This is a genomic window from Tolypothrix tenuis PCC 7101, assembly GCF_963874875.1.
GTDB classification, from domain to species: Bacteria; Cyanobacteriota; Cyanobacteriia; order Cyanobacteriales; family Nostocaceae; genus Aulosira; species Aulosira tenue.
The window spans coordinates 800,685-825,841 of record NZ_CAWNJS010000001.1 but is presented as its reverse complement, the minus strand read 5'-3'; the positions used below and the strand labels follow the sequence as shown (position 1 = coordinate 825,841).

The 25,157-nt window shown below is 40.0% G+C and carries 18 protein-coding genes; 8 read left to right on the top strand and 10 right to left on the bottom strand.

Going from position 1 to position 25,157, the window contains the following annotated elements; all coding sequences use genetic code 11:
* Positions 1 to 149 precede the first annotated feature (149 nt).
* A complete protein-coding gene (ndk, locus tag AACU25_RS03345) occupies positions 150 to 599 on the bottom strand; it encodes a nucleoside-diphosphate kinase (RefSeq protein WP_045869483.1) in 450 nt (149 codons plus the stop codon).
* Between the two features lie 252 nt (positions 600 to 851).
* Here ndk and speA point away from each other — a divergent pair, with 252 nt between their 5' ends.
* The gene (gene speA, locus AACU25_RS03340; protein ID WP_096573898.1) at positions 852 to 2,870 is read left to right on the top strand and encodes a biosynthetic arginine decarboxylase; all 2,019 of its coding nucleotides are present in this window, start codon (positions 852 to 854) and stop codon (positions 2,868 to 2,870) included.
* Between the two features lie 108 nt (positions 2,871 to 2,978).
* On the opposite strand, the gene AACU25_RS03335 is transcribed toward speA, so the two are convergent.
* The 3 genes from AACU25_RS03335 to AACU25_RS03325 all read right to left on the bottom strand — a co-directional run bounded on the left by AACU25_RS03335 (position 2,979) and on the right by AACU25_RS03325 (position 6,768).
* On the bottom strand, positions 2,979 to 4,145 hold the full coding sequence (locus AACU25_RS03335; protein WP_045869485.1) for a nucleotidyltransferase family protein: 1,167 nt from the start codon (positions 4,143 to 4,145) through the stop codon (positions 2,979 to 2,981).
* Between the two features lie 226 nt (positions 4,146 to 4,371).
* The gene (locus AACU25_RS03330; protein ID WP_096573897.1) at positions 4,372 to 5,202 is read right to left on the bottom strand and encodes a segregation/condensation protein A; all 831 of its coding nucleotides are present in this window, start codon (positions 5,200 to 5,202) and stop codon (positions 4,372 to 4,374) included.
* Between the two features lie 462 nt (positions 5,203 to 5,664).
* A complete protein-coding gene (locus AACU25_RS03325; protein WP_096583457.1) occupies positions 5,665 to 6,768 on the bottom strand; it encodes an AI-2E family transporter in 1,104 nt (367 codons plus the stop codon).
* Positions 6,769 to 7,134: 366 nt separating this feature from the next.
* Between AACU25_RS03325 and pdxH the strand changes: the two genes are divergently transcribed.
* On the top strand, positions 7,135 to 7,779 hold the full coding sequence (pdxH, locus tag AACU25_RS03320; RefSeq protein WP_096573896.1) for a pyridoxamine 5'-phosphate oxidase: 645 nt from the start codon (positions 7,135 to 7,137) through the stop codon (positions 7,777 to 7,779).
* Positions 7,780 to 7,916: 137 nt separating this feature from the next.
* Here pdxH and AACU25_RS03315 read toward each other — a convergent pair whose 3' ends face one another.
* Positions 7,917 to 8,840, bottom strand: a complete 924-nt coding sequence (locus AACU25_RS03315) for a DUF3153 domain-containing protein (protein WP_096573895.1) — start codon at positions 8,838 to 8,840, stop codon at positions 7,917 to 7,919.
* Between the two features lie 270 nt (positions 8,841 to 9,110).
* Positions 9,111 to 9,644 carry a tetratricopeptide repeat protein gene (locus tag AACU25_RS03310; RefSeq protein WP_199347429.1) on the bottom strand — a complete coding sequence of 178 codons (534 nt, stop codon included), beginning with the start codon at positions 9,642 to 9,644 and terminating at the stop codon, positions 9,111 to 9,113.
* Between the two features lie 361 nt (positions 9,645 to 10,005).
* On the opposite strand from AACU25_RS03310, the gene AACU25_RS03305 reads away from it, so the two are divergent.
* Positions 10,006 to 10,443, top strand: a complete 438-nt coding sequence (locus AACU25_RS03305) for a hypothetical protein (RefSeq protein WP_096573894.1) — start codon at positions 10,006 to 10,008, stop codon at positions 10,441 to 10,443.
* A 36-nt stretch (positions 10,444 to 10,479) separates the two neighbouring features.
* Here AACU25_RS03305 and argB read toward each other — a convergent pair whose 3' ends face one another.
* Positions 10,480 to 11,373 (bottom strand): acetylglutamate kinase, encoded by an 894-nt coding sequence (argB, locus tag AACU25_RS03300; RefSeq protein ID WP_096573893.1) that lies wholly within the window; start codon positions 11,371 to 11,373, stop codon positions 10,480 to 10,482.
* A 287-nt stretch (positions 11,374 to 11,660) separates the two neighbouring features.
* On the opposite strand from argB, the gene AACU25_RS03295 reads away from it, so the two are divergent.
* Positions 11,661 to 13,064 (top strand): ABC transporter substrate-binding protein, encoded by a 1,404-nt coding sequence (locus AACU25_RS03295; protein ID WP_096573892.1) that lies wholly within the window; start codon positions 11,661 to 11,663, stop codon positions 13,062 to 13,064.
* 123 nt (positions 13,065 to 13,187) lie between these two features.
* On the opposite strand, the gene AACU25_RS03290 is transcribed toward AACU25_RS03295, so the two are convergent.
* The 3 genes from AACU25_RS03290 to AACU25_RS03280 form a co-directional block, all read right to left on the bottom strand.
* Complete coding sequence (locus AACU25_RS03290; protein WP_096573891.1) at positions 13,188 to 13,835, bottom strand: PAP/fibrillin family protein; 648 nt, start codon at positions 13,833 to 13,835, stop codon at positions 13,188 to 13,190.
* Positions 13,836 to 14,139: 304 nt separating this feature from the next.
* Positions 14,140 to 15,165, bottom strand: coding sequence for a mechanosensitive ion channel family protein (locus tag AACU25_RS03285; RefSeq protein WP_096573890.1), 1,026 nt, complete (start codon positions 15,163 to 15,165; stop codon positions 14,140 to 14,142).
* A gap of 66 nt (positions 15,166 to 15,231) precedes the next feature.
* Entirely contained in the window at positions 15,232 to 15,771 is a 540-nt protein-coding gene (locus AACU25_RS03280; protein ID WP_339381999.1) for a hypothetical protein, read from the bottom strand.
* 158 nt (positions 15,772 to 15,929) lie between these two features.
* On the opposite strand from AACU25_RS03280, the gene AACU25_RS03275 reads away from it, so the two are divergent.
* The 4 genes from AACU25_RS03275 (at position 15,930) to gshA (ending at position 25,093) form a co-directional block, all read left to right on the top strand.
* Positions 15,930 to 16,847, top strand: a complete 918-nt coding sequence (locus AACU25_RS03275; RefSeq protein ID WP_096573888.1) for a histone deacetylase family protein — start codon at positions 15,930 to 15,932, stop codon at positions 16,845 to 16,847.
* Between the two features lie 264 nt (positions 16,848 to 17,111).
* A complete protein-coding gene (locus tag AACU25_RS03270) occupies positions 17,112 to 21,617 on the top strand; it encodes a translation initiation factor IF-2 N-terminal domain-containing protein (RefSeq protein ID WP_096573887.1) in 4,506 nt (1,501 codons plus the stop codon).
* Positions 21,565 to 23,493 (top strand): phospholipase D-like domain-containing protein, encoded by a 1,929-nt coding sequence (locus AACU25_RS03265; protein WP_321206814.1) that lies wholly within the window; start codon positions 21,565 to 21,567, stop codon positions 23,491 to 23,493. The genes AACU25_RS03270 and AACU25_RS03265 overlap by 53 nt, the downstream gene beginning before the upstream one ends.
* Before the next feature lie 460 nt (positions 23,494 to 23,953).
* Entirely contained in the window at positions 23,954 to 25,093 is a 1,140-nt protein-coding gene (gene gshA / locus AACU25_RS03260; RefSeq protein WP_096573885.1) for a glutamate--cysteine ligase, read from the top strand.
* Positions 25,094 to 25,157: the final 64 nt, after the last annotated feature.

Genomic DNA, 25,157 nt, shown 5'->3' with positions numbered 1-25,157 from the left:
TTGGTAATGGGTAATGGGTAATGGGTAATGGGTAATGGGTAATGGGTAATAATAATTTCCCTTTTTTTCCTTTTCCCCTTTCCCCTTTCCCCTTTTCCCCTCATCCCCAATCCCCAATCCCCAGTCCCCAGTCTCCAGTCCCTAACTCCCTACTCGTGCAACCAAGGAGTCACTTCTGGTTTCCAGTTAACTAATTCTTCATCCTTAAACCACAGAGCAACTTCTTTTTGCGCTGTTTCCGGAGCATCGGAACCGTGGATGATGTTGCGACCAATGTTGATCCCCAAATCGCCACGAATGGTTCCAGGTTCGGCGTTGAGGGGGTTGGTTGCACCAATCAGCTTTCTTGCAGAGGCGATTACACCTTCACCTTCCCATACCATCGCTACTACAGGGCCGGAGGTGATAAATTCGACTAATCCTGCAAAGAAGGGTCTTTCGCGGTGAACGTCATAATGTTGTTCAGCTAATTCCCGACTGGGGTGAAGCAGCTTTAAACCCACGAGGGTAAAGCCTTTTTTTTCAAAGCGACCGATAATTTCGCTGACTAGTCCGCGTTGTACGCCGTCGGGTTTAATTGCCAAAAATGTGCGTTCCAAAGCTATCTCCGAAAACTTAATAAATTTTTCAAGATCAATTATCTTTTGTTCTTTGTCCTTAATTCTTTGTCATTTGTGGATACTTGAGGGATTTTGACCCTAATGACGAATGACTAAATAATTAATGACTAGTAACACACGACTCTTGACCAATCAGAGTTTATCTCAGAAATTATCTCTGGGTGCATATGCGATCGCAAATGAATGCGTTAAATTGAAAATTCGTGGGTGAAACACAGAGGTCAGGAATAAATGGGTGTTGAGTCAACTGCTACATCTGAAGAGATAGTTAAGCTGCCGTCTAATGGACACAAACCGGAAGTGAAAAACCATAAGCCAAAAAAGCTGTTAGCGCCTAGTACTATCACTGATGATTCGCCTCGCGCTTGGAAAATAGAGGACAGCGAAGCGCTATATCGAATTGAAGGCTGGGGACAACCTTATTTTTCGATTAACGCGGCTGGTCATGTCACTGTTTCCCCGAAAGGCGATCGCGGTGGTTCTTTGGATTTGTTTGAATTGGTCAACGCTTTGAAGCAGCGTAATTTAGGTCTGCCGATGTTGATTCGCTTTTCAGACATTTTGGAAGACCGGATTGAGCGTTTAAATGCTTGTTTTGCGAAGGCGATCGCTCGCTATAACTATCCTGGTGTTTATCGTGGTGTATTTCCTGTTAAATGCAACCAGCAACGCCATTTAATTGAGGATTTGGTCAGATTTGGTAAGCCGCATCAATTTGGTTTAGAAGCTGGCTCTAAGCCAGAATTAATGATTGCTCTGGCTATCTTGGATACCCCAGGAGCATTATTAATTTGCAACGGCTACAAAGACCAAGAATATATCGAGACAGCAATGTTGGCTCAACGGCTAGGACAAACACCGATTATTGTCTTAGAGCAAATTGAAGAAGTTGATTTAGTCATTGCGGCTAATCGTCAGTTAGGTATTAAACCCATCTTAGGAGTAAGAGCTAAACTCAGTACTCAAGGTATGGGACGCTGGGGTAGCTCGAGTGGCGATCGCGCCAAATTTGGCCTGACTATGCCTGAGGTCATCGAGGCGGTTGACAAGTTACGCGAAGCTAACCTACTCGATTCTTTGCAGCTGATGCATTTCCATATCGGCTCGCAGATTTCAGCCATTAACGTGATTAAAGATGCCATCCAAGAAGCCAGCCGCATCTACGTAGAGTTGGCCATGCTGGGGGCTGATATGAAATATCTCGATGTCGGTGGTGGTTTGGGTGTAGATTATGACGGCTCCCAAACCAACTTCTACGCCTCGAAAAACTACAATATGCAAAACTATGCCAACGACATCGTGGCAGAGTTAAAAGATACCTGTGCCGAACGGCAAATTCCCGTACCTACACTGATTAGTGAAAGTGGAAGAGCGATCGCATCCCATCAATCGGTATTGATTTTTGATGTTCTCAGTACCAGCGATGTCCCCCTCGATACACCAGAACCGCCACAAGAAGGCGAATCGCCAATTATTAATTACCTCTGGGAAACCTACCAATCGATTAACAAAGAAAATTATCAGGAGTTTTATCACGACGCAGCCCAATTTAAAGAAGAAGCCATCAGCCGCTTCAACTTGGGCATTTTACGCTTAAGAGAACGGGCGAAAGCTGAACGTCTCTACTGGGCTTGTTGTCAGAAAATTTTAAACATCACTAGACAGCAGGAATACGTACCAGACGAACTGGAAGACCTAGAAAAAATCATGGCTTCCATCTACTACGCTAATTTATCGGTGTTTCAATCAGCACCAGATTGCTGGGCGATTGATCAATTATTCCCGATTATGCCCATCCACCGTTTAGACGAAGAACCAATTCGCCGAGGAATTTTGGCAGACCTCACCTGCGATAGTGATGGCAAAATTGACCGCTTTATTGATTTGCGTGATGTCAAATCTGTTTTAGAACTACACACCTTTAAACCAGGCGAACCCTATTATTTGGGAATGTTCCTCAGTGGAGCCTACCAAGAAATCATGGGTAATTTACACAACCTATTTGGCGACACTAACGCAGTTCACATTCAATTGACCCCCAAAGGTTACCAAATTGAACATGTCGTCAAAGGCGATACCATGAGCGAAGTAGTCAGCTACGTGCAGTACGATTCTGAAGACATGGTAGAAAACATCCGTCAGCGTTGTGAAAAAGCCCTGGAGGAAAAGCGCATCACCCTAGCAGAATCTCAGCGGCTCCTACAAACTTACGAGCAAAGTCTGAGAAGATACACGTATTTGAATAGTTAGGGGTTGGGGGACTGGGGATTGGGGACTGGGTACTGGGTACTGGGGACAAGCAGAAAATCCAATTACCAATTACCCGTTACCCATTACCCATTACCAATGCCCCATGCCCTAAATAGCAGTCGTATTCAGCAATTCTGCGATCGCTTGTCTTTCTACTGGAGTATGAGATGGTGGAGATTGACGCGCATCAGTGATCAGCCAGTCTAAGGCTGCTGCTTGGACATCAATGGTGGCTCCAGTTTTATCGACGCAGTAACGCCCAAATACTAATTTATCGATGAGGCGAACTTCTGGGCCGAGGCGCGACCATTCAAAAATCACGCTGTTTTCTACTGTCGCCCCGCTACAAATCCAGCAATTGGGGCCAATCATCGCCGGGCCGACGATTTTAGCGCCGTCTTCAATTCTGGTCATGCCACCAATGTAAACTGGGCCTGTAATATCAACTTTGTCCCAATTGACGGCGACGTTTAAGCCAGTATAAATTCCAGGTGCAACTTCATGTCCAGGAATTTGCACGTTTTTGATTTCGCCTAGCAGTACACCACGAATTGCCCGCCAGTAGTCTGGTACTTTACCAATATCTACCCATTCAAAATCCATTGCGATCGCATGGAAAGGCGCGCCAATTTCTACGAGTTTGGGGAATAGTTGACTACCAATGTCGTATTCAATGCCAGAGGGAATATATTTAAATACTTCCGGCTCAAAGATGTAAATCCCGGTGTTGATGTTGGTACTGAGGGCTTCTTCGGTTGAGGGTTTTTCTTGGAAAGCTTTCACACGCCCGTCGTCATCAGTCACGACTACACCATAGCTAGAAACCTCTTCCTTGGGAACAGATTTCGTAATAATTGTCGCGATCGACCCTTTAGCTCGATGCCACTTGACTGCTTCTGTTAAATCCAAGTCAATCAACGCGTCACCGCATAATACCACAAAGGTATCATCGAAAAACGGCGAAAAGTCTTGGATACGCCGCATCCCGCCAGCAGATCCGACTGCTTCCCCCACCAGTGTACCGTCCACAATTTGCCCTTCAAAGGAATAGGCAATTTGTACACCAAACCTCTGACCATCACGGAAATAGTTTTCAATTTCCTCTGCTAAATGGCTCACATTGACCATAATTTGGTCAAAGCCATGCTGACGCAACAGTTCAAGTAAAAATTCCATTACTGGTTTTTGCAGTATAGGAATCATCGGTTTGGGGATTGTATAGGTAATCGGACGGACTCGAGTACCTTTACCCGCTGCAAGAATCATCGCCTTCATAAAGATTATTCCTCAACCACAAGCCAGTTTACTTTCAACAAGTTATACTTCATTGGTTTATTCTTTTTATTCATCCCTGATAGCACAGATTAGGGGAATTTGCTGATTTTTGCATCTATCGGCATCGTCATTTAACGAGCAATGGCTTACTTTTTAAATTTACCTAGACTTTGGGTTTGATGGCACCGTAGTCTATAAATTATCTAAATAAGTTGATAGATATTTCTCAATTCATAGGCTGCTCCACAGGTTTGTGAGTGTTCGCTGAATCTATCAGTAACCGAATTTTAATTTCTTGGTAAAACTCCTCTTGCAATAGCTCTACTTTGGATTGAGCTGATAGCAGTAGCAGTGCCCAGAATACGCTAACTAAGTGGCTATGTGGTGATGTATGAGCAGAGCCATTTTCGTATGGCTGTTTACTCTCGACCCATAACTCCACAAGCTGTTCCAAATTCAAATAATTTTGTTCCAAATGTAATTTTTGTGCCGACAGCTGTAATACTTGCTCTAGTTCTCCAGCTACTTCCGTCAAGTTTTCTTGGTGTGCCAGTTCTAGCGCAGCTCGCATACTTTGCACAGTCGGCTGACGGCGAGGACGGACTGGTTTGTTAGTTTTTTGAACAAGTTTGAGCTGGTTCGCCATGATCTGCAATTGGTCAATTAACTCTTGCAGAGTTACCCGACGTTTAGGCGGTGGCATTGCGGCTGGACGACGACGCAAATGATGCTCTAAAGGCAGACGATTAACGGGGTGTAATAGCCCATTTTCGGTTTCTAGCAGTGCGTCATCAAGTATCAGTTCTTGTTCATCTGCGGCTGACTGTAATTGCATCAAGGTATTGGCTTTGAATAACACCAACATTGATGCTGATAAAAAAGCTTGTCCAGATTGAGATAAATCGGCTTCATAGCCTCTAGCTGTGGCCTGCGGTGCCATTAGTTCTAAATAACGGTCAATTACCTCAATTACCTGAACATCCCAAGGGTCAATTTCTCCTTGTTCAGCTTGCTTGATCAGAAGTGTAATTGTTTCTAATAGCTCGGACGCATCCATTAATTAATTTTGAGTAATTAAGTTAAAAAGTGCCTAACTTTAACACTGGATTTATTGGGCAAGAATTCCTTGCTGGTATTGTAGATAAAAATTAGCACAGGTCTTACCTATGTCATTCAATTAGAATATTTTGTAATAAATGATACTTAATAACTAGCAAGCAATCACTTTTATTCTCATTGTGAATGGTAATTTTCGATTGTGCAAGTTTGGTTTTGTAGAATTTTGCATAATACATTTATTGCACCCGGAAAGTCAAATAGTATAATTCTCACCATAATCGATGAAGTATAACATGAGGTTTTTAGACTTTCAAATAAGTAAATAACGTAATTTAAAATACTTTATTTATCTAAGATGTTCAGTAAATCTGGCAGTTTTTTAATTTTTTAAATAATTTGATATTTTACCTCTTCGATATTTTCCACACTCTGAGGTTTACCAATTACCAATTACCCATTTCTAACTTTTACTTTCTTCATCAAAATCAGATGTGTAATTATTAATAGAAAAATGTGAAGCAAAATTACCAGATTCACCACTTTTAAGAGCATCAAATGTGCCTTTAATAGTGCCAGCAATGGGAACAGCAACAAGTGTCCCTAGTAAACCTGCTATTTCAAAACCCATTAAGATTGCTACAAAAATCCAGATGGGATTGAGTCCGATAAAATCACCTAGTAATTTAGGCGCTAATAAGTTATCTTTAACTTGTTGCAAGAGAATTGCTGACAAAGCAACTTGCACTGCTAACCACCAATTTTGGAGCAGTACTAGGATTGTGACTAAACCAATGCCAAGAGTTGCACCCACAAAGGGAATCAGTTCGCCTATGCCAATAACTATGGCAAACAGTAAGGCGAATGGTACCCTCAAAACTAGAAAAATTGGTGTTAGAGTCACTACCATAAATAGCCCTAACAACAACTGACTAAGGAAGAAGTTCTGAAAATTTAATCGTAAGGATGTTGTTAAAGGAATTCTAATATTAGATGGTAACAGACTGACCAAACCAGCCCAGACGCGATCGCCATAGATCAGCATATAAAACGCTAGCACCACTACTAACACCACATTCAGTATTCCTGAGAGCAGTGTGCCGGCAAATCCCACCGCACCCGAAGCTAACTGCTGCACCAAATTTTGGATATTAGCATTAATTTGATTAGCCACTATTTGCAGATTTATGGGTAACCGCCGTTGTTTTGCTAAAGCTTCAACATGTTCGAGATTTCTTTGACTGCTAGTTAACCAATCAGGAATTTTATTTAAAAGTTGAATTGTTTGGTCAAGTAGCATGGGTACTAATGTGACACCCAAAATCACTACTAATGTAAAAGTGACCAGCAAAACAATAATCACCGCCTGAGTGTGGGTGATGCGCGCGCGTTTAAAGAACTCCACCGGATAATTTAATAAAAAAGCCAGAATTGCTGCAGAACTGAGGATAGTGATGGGATGCTGGAAATAGTGAAACACTACTGACAATAACCAGACATTAAGAGCGATAATCGGGCCGCTCAGACCATAAATTAACAAACTTTGAAGGGAGGCTGAACGGCGGATCATATCGATTTTAAATTTTGGATTTTAGATTGTGGATTTTAGAGGATGTGTTAAAAGTCCTCTGGTTGGTAGCAAAACGTTTTAGCTCCTCCTAAATTCCCCTTTTTAAGGGGGGTTGGGGGGATCAACAAGTGCTAAAAACACAACCAATCACTTTTCAAACAACCTCTGATATTGAAAGTCTTGACCAAAAAGCTGCTCTGGCAATCTCAGACAATATTATTTATCCCAATTTGGTATCAGATGCAATATTTTTTCTATAAATCTAGAAAAAAATTGCTCAATAGGTATTGGCGCTGACCATAAAAGATATTTTGAATAAAGACATCTACAAAACTGATCTAAATACCAGGGAAGTACATCGCCATGAATCCAACCATAGCTGATCTTCGTAAAGACTATACTCTACAAGATTTGAGCGAAACTGAGGTTAATCCTAATCCTTTTATGCAATTTAAACAATGGTTCGATCAGGCGCTAGCAGCCCAACTTCCTGAACCCAACGCCATGACTCTGGCTACAGCTATGCCCGACGGTAAACCCTCGGCCAGAATGGTACTACTGAAAAATTTTGATGAGCGAGGCTTTGTCTTCTTTACCAACTATAACAGCCGTAAAGGTCAAGAACTAGCAGAAAACCCGCAAGCTGCATTAGTGTTTTGGTGGGCGGAATTAGAACGCCAAGTTCGCATTACAGGACAGGTGGAGAAAGTTTCGGAAGCGGAATCCGATCAATATTTTTACAGCCGTCCTGAAAATAGTCGCTTGGGTGCATGGGCTTCTAATCAAAGCGAGGTGATAGAAAGCCGAGAAGTTTTAGAGCAGCGCTTGCAAGAATTACAGGACAAATATGAAACTCAAGACATTCCTCGGCCTGTGAATTGGGGAGGCTTGCGTGTCATTCCTGTAGAAGTTGAGTTTTGGCAAGGCCGCCCCAGTCGCTTACACGATCGCCTGCTTTATACTCGTCTAGATAATGGCAATTGGAAAATTGAGCGTTTATCTCCTTAATAAGTGCTGAGTATAAAGAGACGCGATTAATCGCGTCTGTACAAGAGTTAAGAGTCAAAAGCTTGTTTGGAATTGGTCAAACTAGTCACATCTCTTGCTAGAGACTCTATTCTCATCTCAGCACTCAGCACTCAGAACTATTCTGATACTGCTGGTTTTGGTGCAAACTGCAGTCTGGGATCTGGCATAAATGTATATCTGAGATATATTCCACCCCAGACAAACAAAGCAATTAGCAATGCACCAATACCAAGGGGGCTAGGAAGCCAAAAAACTACTTCTATGTGGTTGAGTTCACCAGTTTTTAGCTTCCACACTAGTTGATTGTTAATCTTTTCTGGCTCAATGGGATTTTCACCAATGGGGATGTTTTGCGCTCCCAATGGGGTTTTTAAACTAAAATCCAAATCGAGAATTGAACCTGCGTTAGCTAAAACATTACCATCACTGGCAATTAGCGAGAGCGATCGCAAATCTAAATCATAAATTAAGCGATCACGTACCAATAGTAAAAAGTTGTTCTCTTCTATGAGTAAGTTAGATTCAACTTTTGGTAGTTCTGAATCAGATTCAGCGGCTACAGGCTCAGTGTTTTGATTGATGTGGGAGCTAAAAAACTCATTAAATTTTGCCTGTAATTCTTGCCCATTCGTGAAAGGAATCGTCACAATCACTTCTTCAGGCGAAATTCGTTTTGTTTTGCCTTCCAGTTTGCGGGCACGGCGTTCTATACTATTCAACCATTCATAAACATAGTCGCCACTAAAACTGGTGAGCCTTTCTCCTAATTTAATATGCTGCACCAATTCCCCATGATTGGAGTTGCTAAAGTTCACACCTACGTCATACTGCACACAACCAGTTAACAGTAAGGATGCTAAGACGACTACCCACAAAATCGGTTTTGGTGTTTTGGTATTGCTGCTGTTTTGGGAGAAAGAAAATATGGCGTTAATTGATTTATGTCCAACAAATTTTGTTAACAATTCTCTTTTTTTTATAACAAAACTTAATGGTTTAATTAACCAATTGAGAACTTTTCCTAGATATGAAGAATTCATCAATAATTAGTCTCCTCAAGTATCAGATTTTCTAGGATGAAGGATAAAGTATGAGGGCTAAAGTATGAAATTAACCCAAAGATAAATCAATAGAGCCTAAATATTGAAAAACTTTCATCCTTCATCCTTTACACTTCATCCTTTTCAATCCCAATGGTTATTTTCCCACCTGAGAGATATAGGTGGAAAATCCACATCCAAAAGTTTTAAACTTTGGACTTTTAACTTTTGTACAGACGCGATTAATCGCGTCTCTGTGACTTTTGACAATTAAACATTTAGCCAAACCAAGTATCCCAGGATTAACCCGATGACAATTAACGCCAGCCAAATAAAGCGGTTATCTTTGGTATTGACTTGGCTGAGATCCACAAATTCCGGTTCCGGTTTTTTGGTGCTAGTAGCTGGGCGAGGCTTGACAGATATCCGCACTTGTGATTCATTTTCAGGTAATTTACCCAAATCGGGAATTTCTGTCATCCACTCGCTGGGTCTTTTCAGCTTCGGTGCTTTTAAGATGTAGAGTAAATGCCGGGCTTGTTTACTGGTTTCTGAGTAGGGATGGCGTTTAAGTTGTTCGCAAAGGGCGATCGCATCCTCTGTTCTTCCCGCAGCTTCATAAGCGGTTACCAGCCAAATTTGCACTTCGCCCCCAAAGCGAGAATTACCAGACAAGAGGGCGCTGGCTTTTTCCAGATTCTCCACAGCTTCTCGGTATTGCCCATTTTCAAAAGCAACTCTCCCTGCTTGGTAGCGAGATCTGGCTAATTCTAAACTTTCTGCATTCACGTTCTGTACACACATCAGTAGTTCTTAAATTTATTGTGCCAATGTCAGCAATCATTAGGAAATGTTTTCGGGGTACATAGCACAAATGAACTACCCCTACCTTTAGATGGATGTGGAAATTCACGAGACTAGCTAAAATTTTTATGAAAATAGTTACCTGTACTTTTTCAATATTTCTTAATCACCGCAGCAGTACTAAAGATGCACTACTGAGGTATGTTAAAAAATGCACACTAACATTGATGGAAAAATAATTTTCTTAATCAGCACTGAAGTACTGATCAGAAATCCATAAAAAGTTAGTAAACCAATCATTCAGATACCAACAATCAGCAGCTACTGAAAATTTCAGTCGATCAAACTGGGGAAGCAAAATATGGCTAAGATTAAAGATTTACAACGGAATTGGCTGGGTGCAGGCCTCACTCTGGCATTACTCGGCGCTACTATTGCCCCTGCTGCTGCTCAGTCGGTGATTATTATTAATGGTGGAAGGCAAACACACTTCGATGATTCATTCGGATATGGGAATCAGAGGTATAATCATATACGTGTAAATCCGGTGAGAGGGAGAACGCATTGGGATAATAATTACCGCTATCGCCAACGCAATGATTACCGTTATCCCACAACTACAATCTACACTTATCCACAAGAGGGACAGAATAATATCTATCCGAGTTTAAATACACCCTCTGTAGTTAACCCCATTTTCCGCAACTCAACAATCAGAAATCCAGTATTTGACCGTCATCCTGGATATAATCAACCATTCAGAGGGCGATCGCAAGTCAATATTCTTTACCCTTGGTAATTTTATGGTTGGGCAAACTGCCCAACCAGTAGGTAATCAAGGTCTAAATTGGGAACCGAGAATCATAGTTCCAATCCCAACATCAGTAAAGATTTCCAATAGCAAAGCATGGGGAATGCGACCATCAATTATATGTGCAGCCTTGACTCCTTGAGCAAGCGATCGCACACAACAATTGACCTTGGGAATCATCCCCCCACTAACTACACCCGTGGCGATTAAATCTCTCGCTTCGGGTATATCCACTTTGGGGATCAAAGTAGAAGGATCTTTGTAATCTTTTAAAATACCTCTGGTGTCAGTCAGTAAAATCAACTTTTCTGCACCTAAAGCGGCTGCAATTTCTCCAGCGATGGTATCAGCATTAATGTTATAAGCTTGTCCTGTCTCGTCGGCGGCGACACTAGACACAACTGGAATATAGCCATTACTAGCTAGAGTTTCTAAAATTTTGATATTGACATTGCTGACTTCCCCAACAAAACCGATACCTTCTTGACCTTGGGGGCGGGCTGTGATGAGATTACCATCTTTACCGCAGAGTCCCACAGCCAAACCACCAGCTTGGTTAATCAGCTCAACAATTTCCTTATTAACTCGACCCACCAACACCATTTCCACAACATCCATTGTGGGCGCATCAGTAACTCGCAAACCATTCTTAAATTGCGGTTCAATTCCCAGCTTATCTAACCAACTGTTAATTTCTGGGCCGCCACCGTGGACTAAAATCGGGCGCAAGCCGACGCAGGATAAGAAGACAATATCGCGGATTACCTGATCTTTGAGGGTGCTATCTTTCATCGCCGCACCGCCATATTTTACAACAACAGTACGACCGGCGAACTGTTGAATATAAGGCAGAGCTTCGCTAAGTACCTTTACACGAGTGGCTTCAGTTTGCCTAATGTACTCAGTATCGTTGACCATTACGAGGAGCTTTTAAGACTTAAAACCTATGCAGTCAGTGTAGAAGACTTTGGAACTGGTAACAATGGGGAATTGGGAATGGGTAATGGGTAATGGGTAATTGGTAATTGGTAATTGGTGTTTCTTCTTAATCCCCAGTCCCCAGTCCCCAGTCCCCAATCCCTAATCCCCAACCCCCACGATCGCGGTAAGCTGTTATTGAGTTGCAGGTTTGCCTATTTTCTTCGTTCTGATTGTATTTAGTAGAGAAAATACCAACTCTACCGAGCAATCTATATCAATAACTTATGAATTCTCAGAAAGAAATTAAGCTGCTAATTTTATCTCTGCTTTGTACTACGGCTGTGTTAGGTTTGGGCTTGTGGGTGTGGAATCAATTTTCCGGTAACAATTTGACTTCCTTAATATCTGGGAATAGTTCGCAACCAGGTAACGGAGGTTCTCAATCACAGCGGATCAGTTTAGGCGGGAAAATTTTAGTGGCTGCTGATACGAGTGCTGATAAAGAAGCAGGAGTACAAGCTTTTGCAAAGGGCGATTTTGCTACTGCTAGCACCAAGTTAAAATCATCGCTGCAAAAACACCGCAACGATCCAGAAAGCTTAATTTATTTCAATAATTCACAGACAAAAAATACTAATTCCCTGAAAATTGCCGTGAGTGTACCTATCGGCGGGAATTTAGATGTGGCAAAAGAAATTCTGCGGGGTGTCGCCCAGGCGCAAGATGAAGTCAATCGTAGCGGTGGTATCAATGGTAAACTTTTGCAGGTGGCGATCGCTAACGATGATAATGAGGCTAACCAAGCTCAACAGATTGCCAAGCAATTTGTCCAAGATAAGAGCATTCTAGCTGTAGTGGGACATAACTCTAGTAATGCTTCGATTGCGGCTGCACCAATTTACCAAGAGGGAGGATTAGTGATGATTTCTCCCAGCAGCACAGCACAAAATCTCTCTGGTATTGGTAATTATATATTTCGCACTGTACCTAGTAATGGCTCATTTGCCGCCAGCCTTGCTAATTACACTATTAAAACGGCGCGTAAAAACAATATTGCTATTTGTGCAGACTCAAAATCAATCGATACTCAATCTTTCAAGGATGAGTTTATCAAAGGTATCGTTGCTGGCGGTGGTAAAGTTAACCCCACAAATTGCGATGTTGCTGCGGCTGATTTTAATCCCAGTGCCTTGATTTCCCAATTCATCAGCAGTGGTGCAGATAGCTTAGTATTAGCGCCTCATGTCGATAGGATTAACAAAGCTTTAGATTTAGCAGCCGCAAATAGCGGTAAATTAACACTGTTTGCTAGCCCCACACTCTACACATTCCAAACTCTACAGGTAGGCAAAAGTGATGTGAATGGCTTAGTTTTAGCTATACCTTGGCATCCGCAAGCAATTCCAGGTAATCCTTTTCCACAGAATGCGGTGAAACTTTGGGGCGGAAATGTAAATTGGCGAACTGCTACAGCTTATGATGCGACAATTGCGATCGCTAAAGGTTTACAACAAGATAGCACCCGCGATGGCTTAGAAAAAGCGCTGCATAGTCCCAGCCTGGTTGCTAATGGTGCTACAGGTAGAATCCAATTTTTACCATCAGGCGATCGCAATGGCACAGCAGTTTTAGTAAAAATTCAACCTAGCAATAAATCTGCGACTGGGTATGACTTTATGCCTTTGTAGTGCTGAGTCGTGAGTGCTAAGTTGAGTAATCTAATTCCTGAAAGTTCTGCAAAATATTCAAACCTCTCAACTTAGATTCTGCCAGTATTTTGTAATTACGAATTACGAATTACGCATTCAAATTTATCTAAAGTGATCAGGTAAATCTTGAGATTTAGTTAGAATAAATAAACTACCATCTCCACCACGCCCAATTCTTAAAGTTTCATCTAAATAAGTAATATCTAGGGTTGGAAGCCTACCTTTAGGATTACTAGCTGGAACAACTTTAAATGGGTTGAGTTGGGGGGTGTTAATACCAAGAATTTTTTCAATTGATAAGTAGCGTTTTTCAAAATTTACTTGGATACGTTTGTCCGGTAGATTCGATAAATCTTCTTGGACAGGCTCAAAGCTAGCTGCAACTTTCACGTATCCTGATATAATTTTCAAAGGATGTTGCACAAAAGCTATGTTGAAGAATGATTTGTTGGCAACATTAATTACTTGATATACTTTACCGACTTTTAACCCTAATGGTAGAGAAGCTAAAGCCCTAATTTCTCTAGCAGTGGAGTATTTCAGTAACCAAGTTCCATCTAGCAGAGAAATAGCATTGAGCAGAGGTTTGGGATTGGGATTAATACTTTCGAGTTCCGTTGTTAATTTTTCAATTTCTGTGGCAGTATTTTCGTCTAGCTCTACATTGGTAACGTGAGAACTATCACCGTGCTTTTGAATTTTATCAAGCTGGGCTAGAAATTGTTCTTTAAGGGTTAGTTGAGTATTCAAGGTTATTGATTCTCCTTTGATAGTAGTATTAGCAGATAAAGCTTCATAAATGATGCGTTACGGCTCAATATCATTATCTCTAATTCCTCAATCTTTTCATAGCTGTAACACAGCCTAACTAAGATCCACTTGATCAATACTTTATCTATTATAAATTTTGTCTGCTTTTATAAATGCTAAAACCTCGAATTTTTGAGATATCCTGAAAAATTCGAGGTTTAAATGTAGGAATAAAGACATTATATTGTTGTAAATACTGCACGAACACAAAAAATCTTACAACTTCAATAATATTGCCAAGTGTTTAATTTTCAAGTTTGGCAGCATTTTCGGGTATATACAATTCTCTAGCAGGGAAAGGAATTTTAATTCCTTCTTCTTGATATCGTTTATGTAATTTTTTAATAAATAAATGTCTGCCAATGCGTTGGTCAAAGAATTCATTGACGCGCATATAAAGCGTAAAATCTATACTAAAATCTCCAAACTTGTGAAATCTGATATATGGTTCATTGGCGATTAATTGTGGTGCGATTTCTGCCATCACTTCTTTAGCAACTTCTACTGTTACTCTTTCCACCTGTTCTAAGTCGCTTTCGTAATCAACTCCCACATTAAGTGTCAGAGTAATTTCTTTAACTGGCAGATGATAATTAATAAAAATTGCTGAAGATAATTTACAATTAGGTACAATGATGACGTTATTTGAAAGTTCTCTAATAGTTGTATTTCGCCAAGAAATATCTATCACATATCCTTCATGACTATCTGCTAGTTTGACATAATCTCCAGTTCTAACTTGTTTAGAAATTAGCAGATAAAAGCCCGCAAATAAATTCTCTAGCGTATCTTTGAGAGCTAAACCCACTGCTAAACCGCTAATACCTAAAGTCGTAATTATTGGTGTAATTTCTACACCCACTGTTTGCAACAAAATTAGCGATCCTAAAACGAAAACAGCAGTCTTAGCAATATTAGAAATGAGTGATGCTGAAACTCCTTCAGATCTAGTAATAAATAAATTGACAAAACCAGCAGTCAATCTAGCTAAAACTATTGTGACTGAGTAAAGTATAACTATAGTGACTATTTTATGCAGGACAGTGGCAATATCTGGTTTGATGGGAGCGCTAAGAACTGCTGCAGAAAATCCTGCCAGTACGAACCAAATAAATGTCATGCGATGCAATGAAAGAAATATAAGTTCGCTTCCAGGAATTTTTGTTTTGAGAACAAATGTTTTCAACTTCTTGAAGAAAAATTTCTCCGCAATTATTCCCGCTAGTAAGCCAGCAAGAACAAATACAACTGGCAGAATCCATTGCATCATAATCAACTTGAAATGAAGTATTTAATATTAGGGTACTCAGTCAGGGTAACGTATGTTGGCTTAATTTTACCTTGTGAGTTGTCGAAGTAGCTGTTTGAGATTTTCTGGACTCATGCTAACTTTGACTTCTAGCTGTTGCGATGCATCCTGCAAAGTGAGAATGTAATTTTCACCAGATGAATTATATAAATATTGGGGATTTGTTAGTGAAATTGTTTCATAAACAATCGATGGAAAACCTACACGGATAACTAGTTCTTTTTGTGACTTAGGAAAAATATATAAATATTGGTTGAGGCTATCAAGTATTAATTTATGTGGCGTGGTGTTACGCTCAACAGAAGAGTCAGGTTTACGCCAATAGAGTGTAATACCACGAATATCTGGGTTTGCGATCGCAAACGCTTCATCAAACCGCTTGGGTTCCCAATCTAATTGATCGACTTCACTATTCTCAGTAATTATTCTCTGTTGCCAAGTAACTTTTTTACTGTTGAGATTTGCCCACCATTGGCGAATAGTAGCTAGGTGATGTTGATTTTCTGGATTATTGCTACCTAATTGCCATACAGTTTTTAGTTGCATCATCGGATACAAATCAAGCACGCAGGCTTCCTTACTATGTTTTCATTGTCACTTCTTAGTGTAGACAACTGTGGGAGATTGGGGACTGGGAACTGGGGATTAGGGACTGGGGATTGGGGAGATGAGGGGAAATAACAAACACCAATTACCAATTACCAATTACCCATTACCAAACAACGATGTACTTACCGATTATTTATCATCCAGATTACGTTGCACCGCTACCGGAGGGACATCGGTTTCCGATGGTGAAGTTTCGACAGTTATATGAATTGTTAATAGCTGATGGGGTGGCGCAAATTGAGCAATTTCATAAGCCTGTGCTTCCACCAACCGAATTGATCGAGTTGGTTCATACTGGTGACTATGTTCGAGCTTACTGTGAAGGAACATTAGATTCCAAAGCACAGCGGCGTATTGGTTTGCCCTGGAGTCCGGCATTGGCGAATCGTACCTGTGTAGCGGTCGGTGGTACAATACTGACTGCCCAACTAGCACTGAGCCAGGGTTTAGCTTGCAATACGGCTGGTGGGACTCATCATGCTTTTCCCAGTTATGGATCTGGTTTTTGTATTTTCAATGATTTAGCGATCGCATCTCGCGTTTTACAAAAACTCGGACTGGCTCAAAAAATCTTAATAGTTGATTTAGATGTACATCAAGGTGATGGTACGGCTTTTATCTTCCAAGATGATGACAGCGTTTTCACATTTTCTATGCATTGTGAAGTGAATTTTCCTGGTACTAAGCAAAGCAGCGATTTGGATGTACCTTTACCAGAAGGGATGGAAGATGATGCCTACTTGCAAACTTTAGCAAAGTATCTACCTGATTTATTGTCAGAGGTGAAGCCAGATATCGTTTTTTATGACGCAGGTGTCGATCCACATATAGGCGATCGCCTGGGAAAATTAGCTTTAACCGATACTGGGATATTCCGTCGTGAAATGCAGGTTTTGAGTACTTGCGTCAGTGCTGGTTATCCCGTCGCCTGTGTTATTGGTGGTGGTTACGCCGACGATTTGTCATCCCTCGTTTGGCGACATTCTTTAGTACATCGTGCTGCTAGTGAAGTGTACAGACAATATAAACTATAAACTTATAGTCATTCCTCAACTTTAGGATGAAAAATCGCACACCCTGATCTACAACTTTAAAATCTCCCTCTTGCTCTCTGCGCCTCCGCGTCTCTGCGTGCAATTTTTATACTTAAAACCTCCATGTATTTTATCAACAATGAACTACAAATCATCGAAAAGTAACAAAAGAATAAGAGTTTGAGAGAAATTTTGCGGACATCATCTTTAGCTTTAGCAATAGTTCTATTCTCATAAATATCAAATATTACAGAAGATTACTGGATGAACAAAACAAAAGTTAGAATTTACGAACTTTCAAAGGAAATAAATGTAGATAGCAAGAAGCTATTAGTAATATGCCAGCAACTTAATATTGTCGCTAAAAGTCCTAGCAGCACAATTTCAGAATTTGAAGCAGAACGTGTTCGCAAAGCAGCTCAACCGGCAGTTTCTAAAGTTGCTACTACTCGCAAAACTAGTTCCTTAAAAATGAAAATTGCCTCAGAAGATTGGGGCTATATGTTCGTCAATTCAACAATTGATAGTTTAATCCGGCATTTAGCAGGCGCGGATACAGTCGCAGAATACCCTGATTTTAGCGAACGTCGAGAATACGCCCATGAATTAATGTGGGAATGCGTTGGTCAAAATCCTTGCCTGTTTTATTTACGTCGTAAAGGTGCAGGAAGAGCAGCCAAAGAAGAAATTTGGGAATTAATTATCGCCACTGATTCTGAGAATAATAAGTTACCTTTGAGACTGCAAAAATTAGGTAAAACTCTTGCATTTAAAGCTGCAGTACATCCCAATGGCTACGAAGGTTTAAGGATTTTATCTGCTTATTTACTGCCAATTTCACGGGGAAATAATGATGCTTATGCTGTACCCTTGCGCTTACGGCTTCTGCCTAACCATGAGCATCATATCGGTATTCCCTCAACTGTATTTACACAATTAAAAAACACGCCTATTTGTGGCGACTTTGTACCTACAGAAGAACAACTAAAAGCATGGAAAGCATTTTTACAGATTGAAGAGAAAATTGCTCAAGCGCGTCAGTTTTGTGTGCCTTACCGTCAGCATAACTATAACTTTAAAAGACGCATCAGTTTTCAAATTGATGTTAACTCAGCTACCCTCGATGGTTCACCAGAAAATTTGTTAGATATTGAAAACTTTTGGGAACGGGTAAGAAAGGCAAGAAATGAAGACATCAAATTATTTGAAACTGCACCCAATGGCAGAAATTGGCAGCAAAGTCGGTTATTAGGTTCACTCGAAGAAATTGATCTCAAAAATCGCATCATTGGTGTGAGGCTGGAACGCGATTTTGCTGATTACATGACAAGCGGACGTTATCAACTTCCTGATACTGGGTTTTTATGTTTTGAAGCAGTTGGTGATATTAAACAAATCCAACGTAAGAAAAAAGCTTTAGATGATTTAAATAATGGACGCACACAAAATCCTTATTTAGGTAATTTCTTATTTGATGCTGCTCAGGCTCGACCTATTCATAACACTGTAGAATTACCAGTAGAAGATTTATTATTATCATCTGCTAATCCTGGTCAAAAAGCAGCAGTAGAAACAGTACTTTCCGCCGAAGATTTAGTTTTAATTCAGGGGCCACCTGGTACAGGGAAAACAACCGTAATTGCTGAGATTTGTTATCAAGTTGCTTTGCGAGGTGGGCGGACTTTGATTGCTTCCCAAGCGAATTTAGCAGTAGATAACGCCCTAAGTAGATTAGTTCATAACCCTGTAATTCGGGCGATACGTAAGGGACGTGCTGAGAAAGTTGGCGAAGAAGGACAGCCGTTTTTAGAAGACCAAGTTATTGGCACATGGTTAGATAATACTGCTAGTGACTGTGAAACTCGTCTCAGTAATCGCCGCCAAAATTTAGAAAATTATCGTCAATTATTGGCATTTTATCCAAGATTTACAGCTTATATCCAAGCAGAAGAAGAATTCCAAGTAAACCAGGAAGAATTAACGCATAAACGAGCTAAATTACAAGTTAATCTGCAACAGCAAGAAGCGCTTTATCAGGATGCATTAGCTAAAAAGACTGAAATTGACACCTTAATTTCTGGTTTAGAAAATCTTTTAGATTCTCCATCAATAGTTAATTGGGAAGCTCCAGAAATTACCAACTTTTTACCGCATTTACGCCCATATACTGAAGGGAATACTTTAGTTAAAGATTTTTTAGTAAATGTCGCTAAAGCTATTACCTTGACTGATAAACTTGGCTTTCTTCGCCCTCAATGTGGTGCTTTTGGATTGGCTGTGTGGTTACGTGACTCTGTCGCCAAGGGAATCCCTGATTTTAAAACCGCATTAATTTATGCTCAAAGTGCAACTGTAGCAATGTTAGAAGTTGCAGCCGCAGTTCAGGTTTTTAAACAACATTCCAGCAATTTACAACAGTTACAAAAAGATAATCAGCAATTTTTTAGTAAACAGCACATTCTACAGCAAACTATTCAAAATTGGGAAACTCGCAAGCAGGAACTTGAGACAGTTATCGTTGCTGTCAAGGAATGGAAGGCTACAGCTAATACGCGTCTATCGGAAATTTTAAATAATTCTCGGCAGACTAATCAACCTTTAACCTTAGAACTAATGCAATTACCGCCAGGATTGGTGATGCTGGCTAATTATTTAAAAATATCATTGATGCCAAGTAATTATACAGTTAATCTACCAGACTGGGATTTATTAGCAAAGGCGATCGCTTACGAAATTGAGGGAGAATATAGCGATAGAAAAGGTAGACAGCATAGTTTTAGCTATTTTCTCCAGCAGAATTTTAGCAAGATTCCTTTAGTTTTGAAAACGAGTGATTGCACTCAATGGCAAGAAATTGCTCAACAGCTTAATAACTATCAATATTTAACGCAAAATCAGCGAAAAACTATAGTTGATGCAGCCCAAATTTTCTTGAATAGAATTCAGCAAACCTATGGCGCATTATGGAAAGCCAATAATATTGAAGCGACTCTCAATACAATTACCCAAGAACTTATAGAAAGCATCCTTAACAATGCGCGTCAATGCGTTTTTAAAGTCAAAACTGAAATAGAACAACATTTACAACATCTAGAACGACAGTTAAATGAACTGCACAATCATGAAACTGTATCTCAGCAAATATTGAATATTCAAAATCAGATAGAAACAGCCAGACAAGATGCTAATGTGAAACTGGCAAGAGCAATCAATACTTTGCAAGAACTCAACCAACAGCCAAACATTCCTCAGCAATTACGTAGTTTAGTTGACCAATATCTCACAACTCAAGCTAAAATTTGGGAGCATCCACAGGAATTCTCTAAACACGTCCATACTTGGATTAATCAACTAAGTCAGATAGAAAATTTAATTACATCTCTTGAACCGTTTGCTGTATTAGAAAATATTAAATTTTCTTTGATTGAGCAATTATCAATCTTGCAAGAAGAAACAACAATTGTTCAACAACAGCTTGAGACTTTAAAACTAAAATTAAATAAAATATCCGAACAGACGCAACCAGAATTATCAGAGACTTTATTATTAGAGCGCAACTGGTGGCAGATAGAATGGCAAGGAATATCTGATAAATTTAAAATTCCAAGTTATACTACTGATTTATATAATTTAGAATTTTTACGCAGCATTAAATCTCAATTTGAGGCTTTACAAGAGCAACTCACTCAAGATGAAGTTTACCTCAATCGCTATGGTAATTTTATTCAAGATTGGATTGAAAAAGTACGCAACCCCTCAGAACGCGATCGCCACGATTTAAGACAGGTATATTTAGATAATGCTAACGTTGTTGGTATCACCTGTGTGCAAGCCGCAAATCGTGATTTTTCCGAAGAATTTCAGTGCTTTGATGTGGTGATTGTTGATGAAGTTAGTAAATGTACGCCACCAGAATTGCTAATTCCAGCTTTGAAGGGTAAAAAATTAGTCATGGTGGGTGATCATAAACAATTACCACCAATGCTAGATACTAGTACTTTAGAAGAAGTTGTGCAAGAAATTGGCAGTAGCAGAGAAGAATTACAATTCTTAGAAGAATCTCTCTTCAAAAGCCAATTTGAAGATGCAGATCAAAGCATCAAACAAATGTTAACTACCCAATATCGAATGCACCCCAATATTATGGGCGCAATCAATCAATTTTATGAGGGTAAATTGGAATGTGGAATTTTACAGCCAGATATCAAACGCGCCCATGATTTAGTCGGGGAAATAGTTCAACCTCAACACCATTTACTTTGGGTGAAAATGCCCAAAGAAGATGCATTTCAAGAACAGCGCGAAGGTACTTCTTTATTTAACCTTCAGGAAATTGACGTTATTGAAGCTTTATGTCAGCAATTTGAAAATTCTTGGGCTGCAAAAGTCGCCTGTGGTGAACCGAAAAAAGAAATTGCTGTAATTACATTTTATGGTGCTCAACTCAGAAAAATTGATGAACGCTTACAATCAGAACTCTTCCCTTCACTGCAAATTCGTACTGGTACAGTTGATAGATTTCAGGGTATGGAACGCCCGGTTGTAATTGTCAGCATGGTTCGCAACAATAATAAAGGAGATGTAGGATTTGCGAAAAAACCAGAACGGGTAAATGTCGCTTTTTCTCGCGCCCAAGAATTGCTAGTAATTGTAGGCTGTCACGATTTATTTACCAAGCAACCTGGTAAAGTTGGCAATATGTACTCAGAAGTTGCTAATGTTGTTAGTCATCATGGAGGTTTTGTTGATGTTTCTCACATCCTCAAATAAACCCATAGATGACAGTCTCAAAAATTTAGTTGAAGAAATTACAGCCCAAAATCCGCATTTATCAGTTTTAGCCGCGCGTCAATTGCGCTACAATTTGCAGCAAACAACTGTAGAATTAACCATCACGGAACCTCGTCCGTTAAATGTTTTAGAAGAGTTTATCATTCGCGCTGGAATAGAATTTGATCCGCCACCAACAGCCAAGGAATTAGCATCAATTCTGGGGCTAGATAGCATATTTGTGGAAAGTACAATCAAAACTTTGCAAAGGTTACAAACTCTTGCACCTAAATCGCCAATTACAGTGACAGAACAAGGGCGCTTATTTTATAAAAAAGGTTCTGTACCACAACCACCCTATGCTGTACAGATTTATGCAATTACAGATGTTTTCAGCGACAATATTACCTTTCAGACTGAACCATTAAATGAAATAAATCTCAATTTACCCAATCTGGCAAATTTTTTAAATATCAATTTGCCAAATAAAGATATATCTTCCGTAAGTTTAGAGGATATACAAAAGAGCCTCCAAGCTTCAGATGTGGCGCTTCATGTACCTGAAGCCGGGAAGATTGTCACAGCTTTTAGGGTATTACAAAATCCGCAAATTATTTGGCGCAAAATCTCAATGTTTGTAATTTATGATGCTAATCAAGACAAAATTACTATGCAACTGCGGCGCGGAAAGGAAATTTTAGATTCTAGTTCAAAATGGCTAGATACCCTGCTATCTGAAGGTAAAATATCTTTATCTGAATTGTGCAAATCATCAAACACATCTCCCAATTTTGAGTTAGAGGCAGCTCGTAATCATAAAAATGACGAAATAGAGTCTAGATTTAACAAGATTCGGCAGCAAGCTTTAGAAAATCATCTCAAACCTAGCACGAGACGCAGAAAATCTAGCGACTCAGGTAAGGTTATACAGTTAAGCGATCGCCAAATTAATCAAACTTTTTTAGAAATTCTCAATGCTGCGAAATTTCAGATAATTATCTATTCACCTTGGGTAAATCATGTAATTACCAATAGCGAAATTTTAGCTGTGTTAGAACAAGCAGCAAAACGCGGAGTTTCAATTTTAATTTGCTATGGAATATCGCCGCAAATAGAACAACCAATATCAACCGAAATACCAGCCATAAAAACACCCGCAGACTTACCGTATATACAGTTAGCTGAGTTAGCCGATTCCCATATTAAAGAAGTAATAGTTGATAGAGAAATTTATATTTGTAGTTCCTACCAATGGCTTGAATATAGCGGCGGACAAATACCATTAGGTGAGTTCTTTTATCAAGTGACAATTCCTCAGGAAGTGAATGAAGCTTATGAATTTCTCACCCAGCGCTTCCATAAACACACTCAACAATTATGGACAAAGGCTTTAGAAAATCGTGACACTCAATTAGCTAAAGATTCTCTGTATCTATGGGATGCTATGGGAATGGAAAATATAGCACTGAAAGAAATAGAGAAAAATAACTGGCTAGAATTGCTTCCTGTATGGCTAAATATTCTCTTGCCGAAATTAAATTCCCAAAACTCACCTGATAATTTAGTAAGTTTAAACTTAGCACTTTCATTGTTGAGTCAGGTAACACCAGAAGCACCCTTTATTGATTCATTGCAACAGGGATTGCGTCAATTTATTAATGCGATCGCCACACAGAATCGTGACACTGCTGTCAATTTGCTCAATAATGAAGTATGGTCAGAGTTGCTTCGTCTTCAGATTGCTCAAGAAAATGATTCAGTCGATGATTTTATCTCGCAACAGACTTTCCCTCAGCAACCTGCTAAAAAGGAACCAGCAACAAAAATAAAAAAAGTACCAACCGAAAAGAAGACGAGGAAAAAAGTCAAGGAGTAAATACAAGATTTCACAAATTTATAACAAGTTAAAGGGCCAAAACCTCTGTGTGAATTGGGCTTTAACAATACGATTTTCAGACGCAAATCAGCACTAAATTTATGGGAATATATCAATATGGGGTAACTATTTGCCTTTAAACAAAATTGGTGTTCATCCTATATAAGCGATCGCCTGGGAATCATACGCTTAACTGTTACATACTCCCTAATGCAGAAGGCTGCTCATGAGGTCTATCAGCAGAGATGGATCGCTGAGAAATACTTATTATGAATCACTAATACTAAGGGCATAAATTATTTATGCCTTTAGTATTGCTGCTTTTTAGGCAAATCGGCGAAATGCTTGTGTTTCTTAGTTTCTGGGTAAAAAAATCTGAATTGGACTAGGCTACCACATCCATGCAGAAAATCGTCGTGTTCGATACAATTTATAGGCTAGGAGAGCCGAGGAGAAAAAGGTGAGGTTATTAAAAGGCTTTGAAATTGAAATGTATACGGGCACACCTCAGGGTGAAATCGTCGGTCTCTCTGACAAGATTGTTGAGGCTATGCCAAGTTTTATGCGAGAGCCAGATAGCCGTAACGTTGAATATGTTACGAAACCTTTACAAAGTTTTGAGCAGCTACTGTGTGCCTTGGTACGTCCTCGCCAAGAACTACGAAAATACCTCACGCAACTGGGCGACTATACTTTAATTCCAGGTAGTACGTTGTCTTTGGGTAGGAGCGATCGCTTCTTCCGTTCCGACCCAAAAAATCCTTATCATGATTACATTGAGAACACTTACGGTACAAAAGTAGTGACCGCTAGCGTACACATAAATGTAGGCATTAGCGATCCAGATGTCTTAATGCGGGCTTGTCGCGTCATTCGTACCGAAGCACCTTTATTCCTCGCCCTCAGCGCCTCATCCCCCTTCATTGATGGCAAAGCTACTGGCTATCACTCTACTCGTTGGGGACTCTTCCCCCAAACTCCTAGCCATGTACCTCTATTTTCTAGCCATGCCGATCATATTCAATGGGTAGAACAACAGCTAGCTGCTGGAACCATGCAAAATGTCCGTCATTTGTGGACATCAGTGCGTCCTAATGGAGATCGCCGTCCTTACGATTTAAATCGCCTAGAACTGCGAATTTGCGATTTAGTCTCAGATCCCATCGCTTTACTCGCAATTACCGCATTGCTGGAAGCTCGCCTCTTGCAGATAATAGAAAACACCCACATTGATCCGTTAACCCAAAGCACCTTTACCCCCGAAGAACTAATTGCTGTTACTGCTAGTAACGAAGTAGTAGCCGCAGCAAATAGTTTGGATGCTCAATTGACACATTGGCAAGATGGCAAAACTATTATTGCCAGAGATTGGATCGCTCAAATGTATGAAGAACTTTGGGCGATCGCTAAAGAACGAGGATTTAATTGCTTCCTTTCTCCTTTACAGAAAATTTTGCGCGAAGGTAATGAAGCCCAACAATGGTTACAATTACACGCAGTCGGGGTTGATGCTCAACGTGTCATTACCCAAGCAATTGTTACTGCTAAAGAACGAGAAGTGGAATTAGAAGATAAATTGTGTTCCCCCTCAATGGCGTAACACCCCATCCCCTCCCCAGTTACAAATGGTAGATTTTTTTGAATACTTGGGAGACCCAGGAACA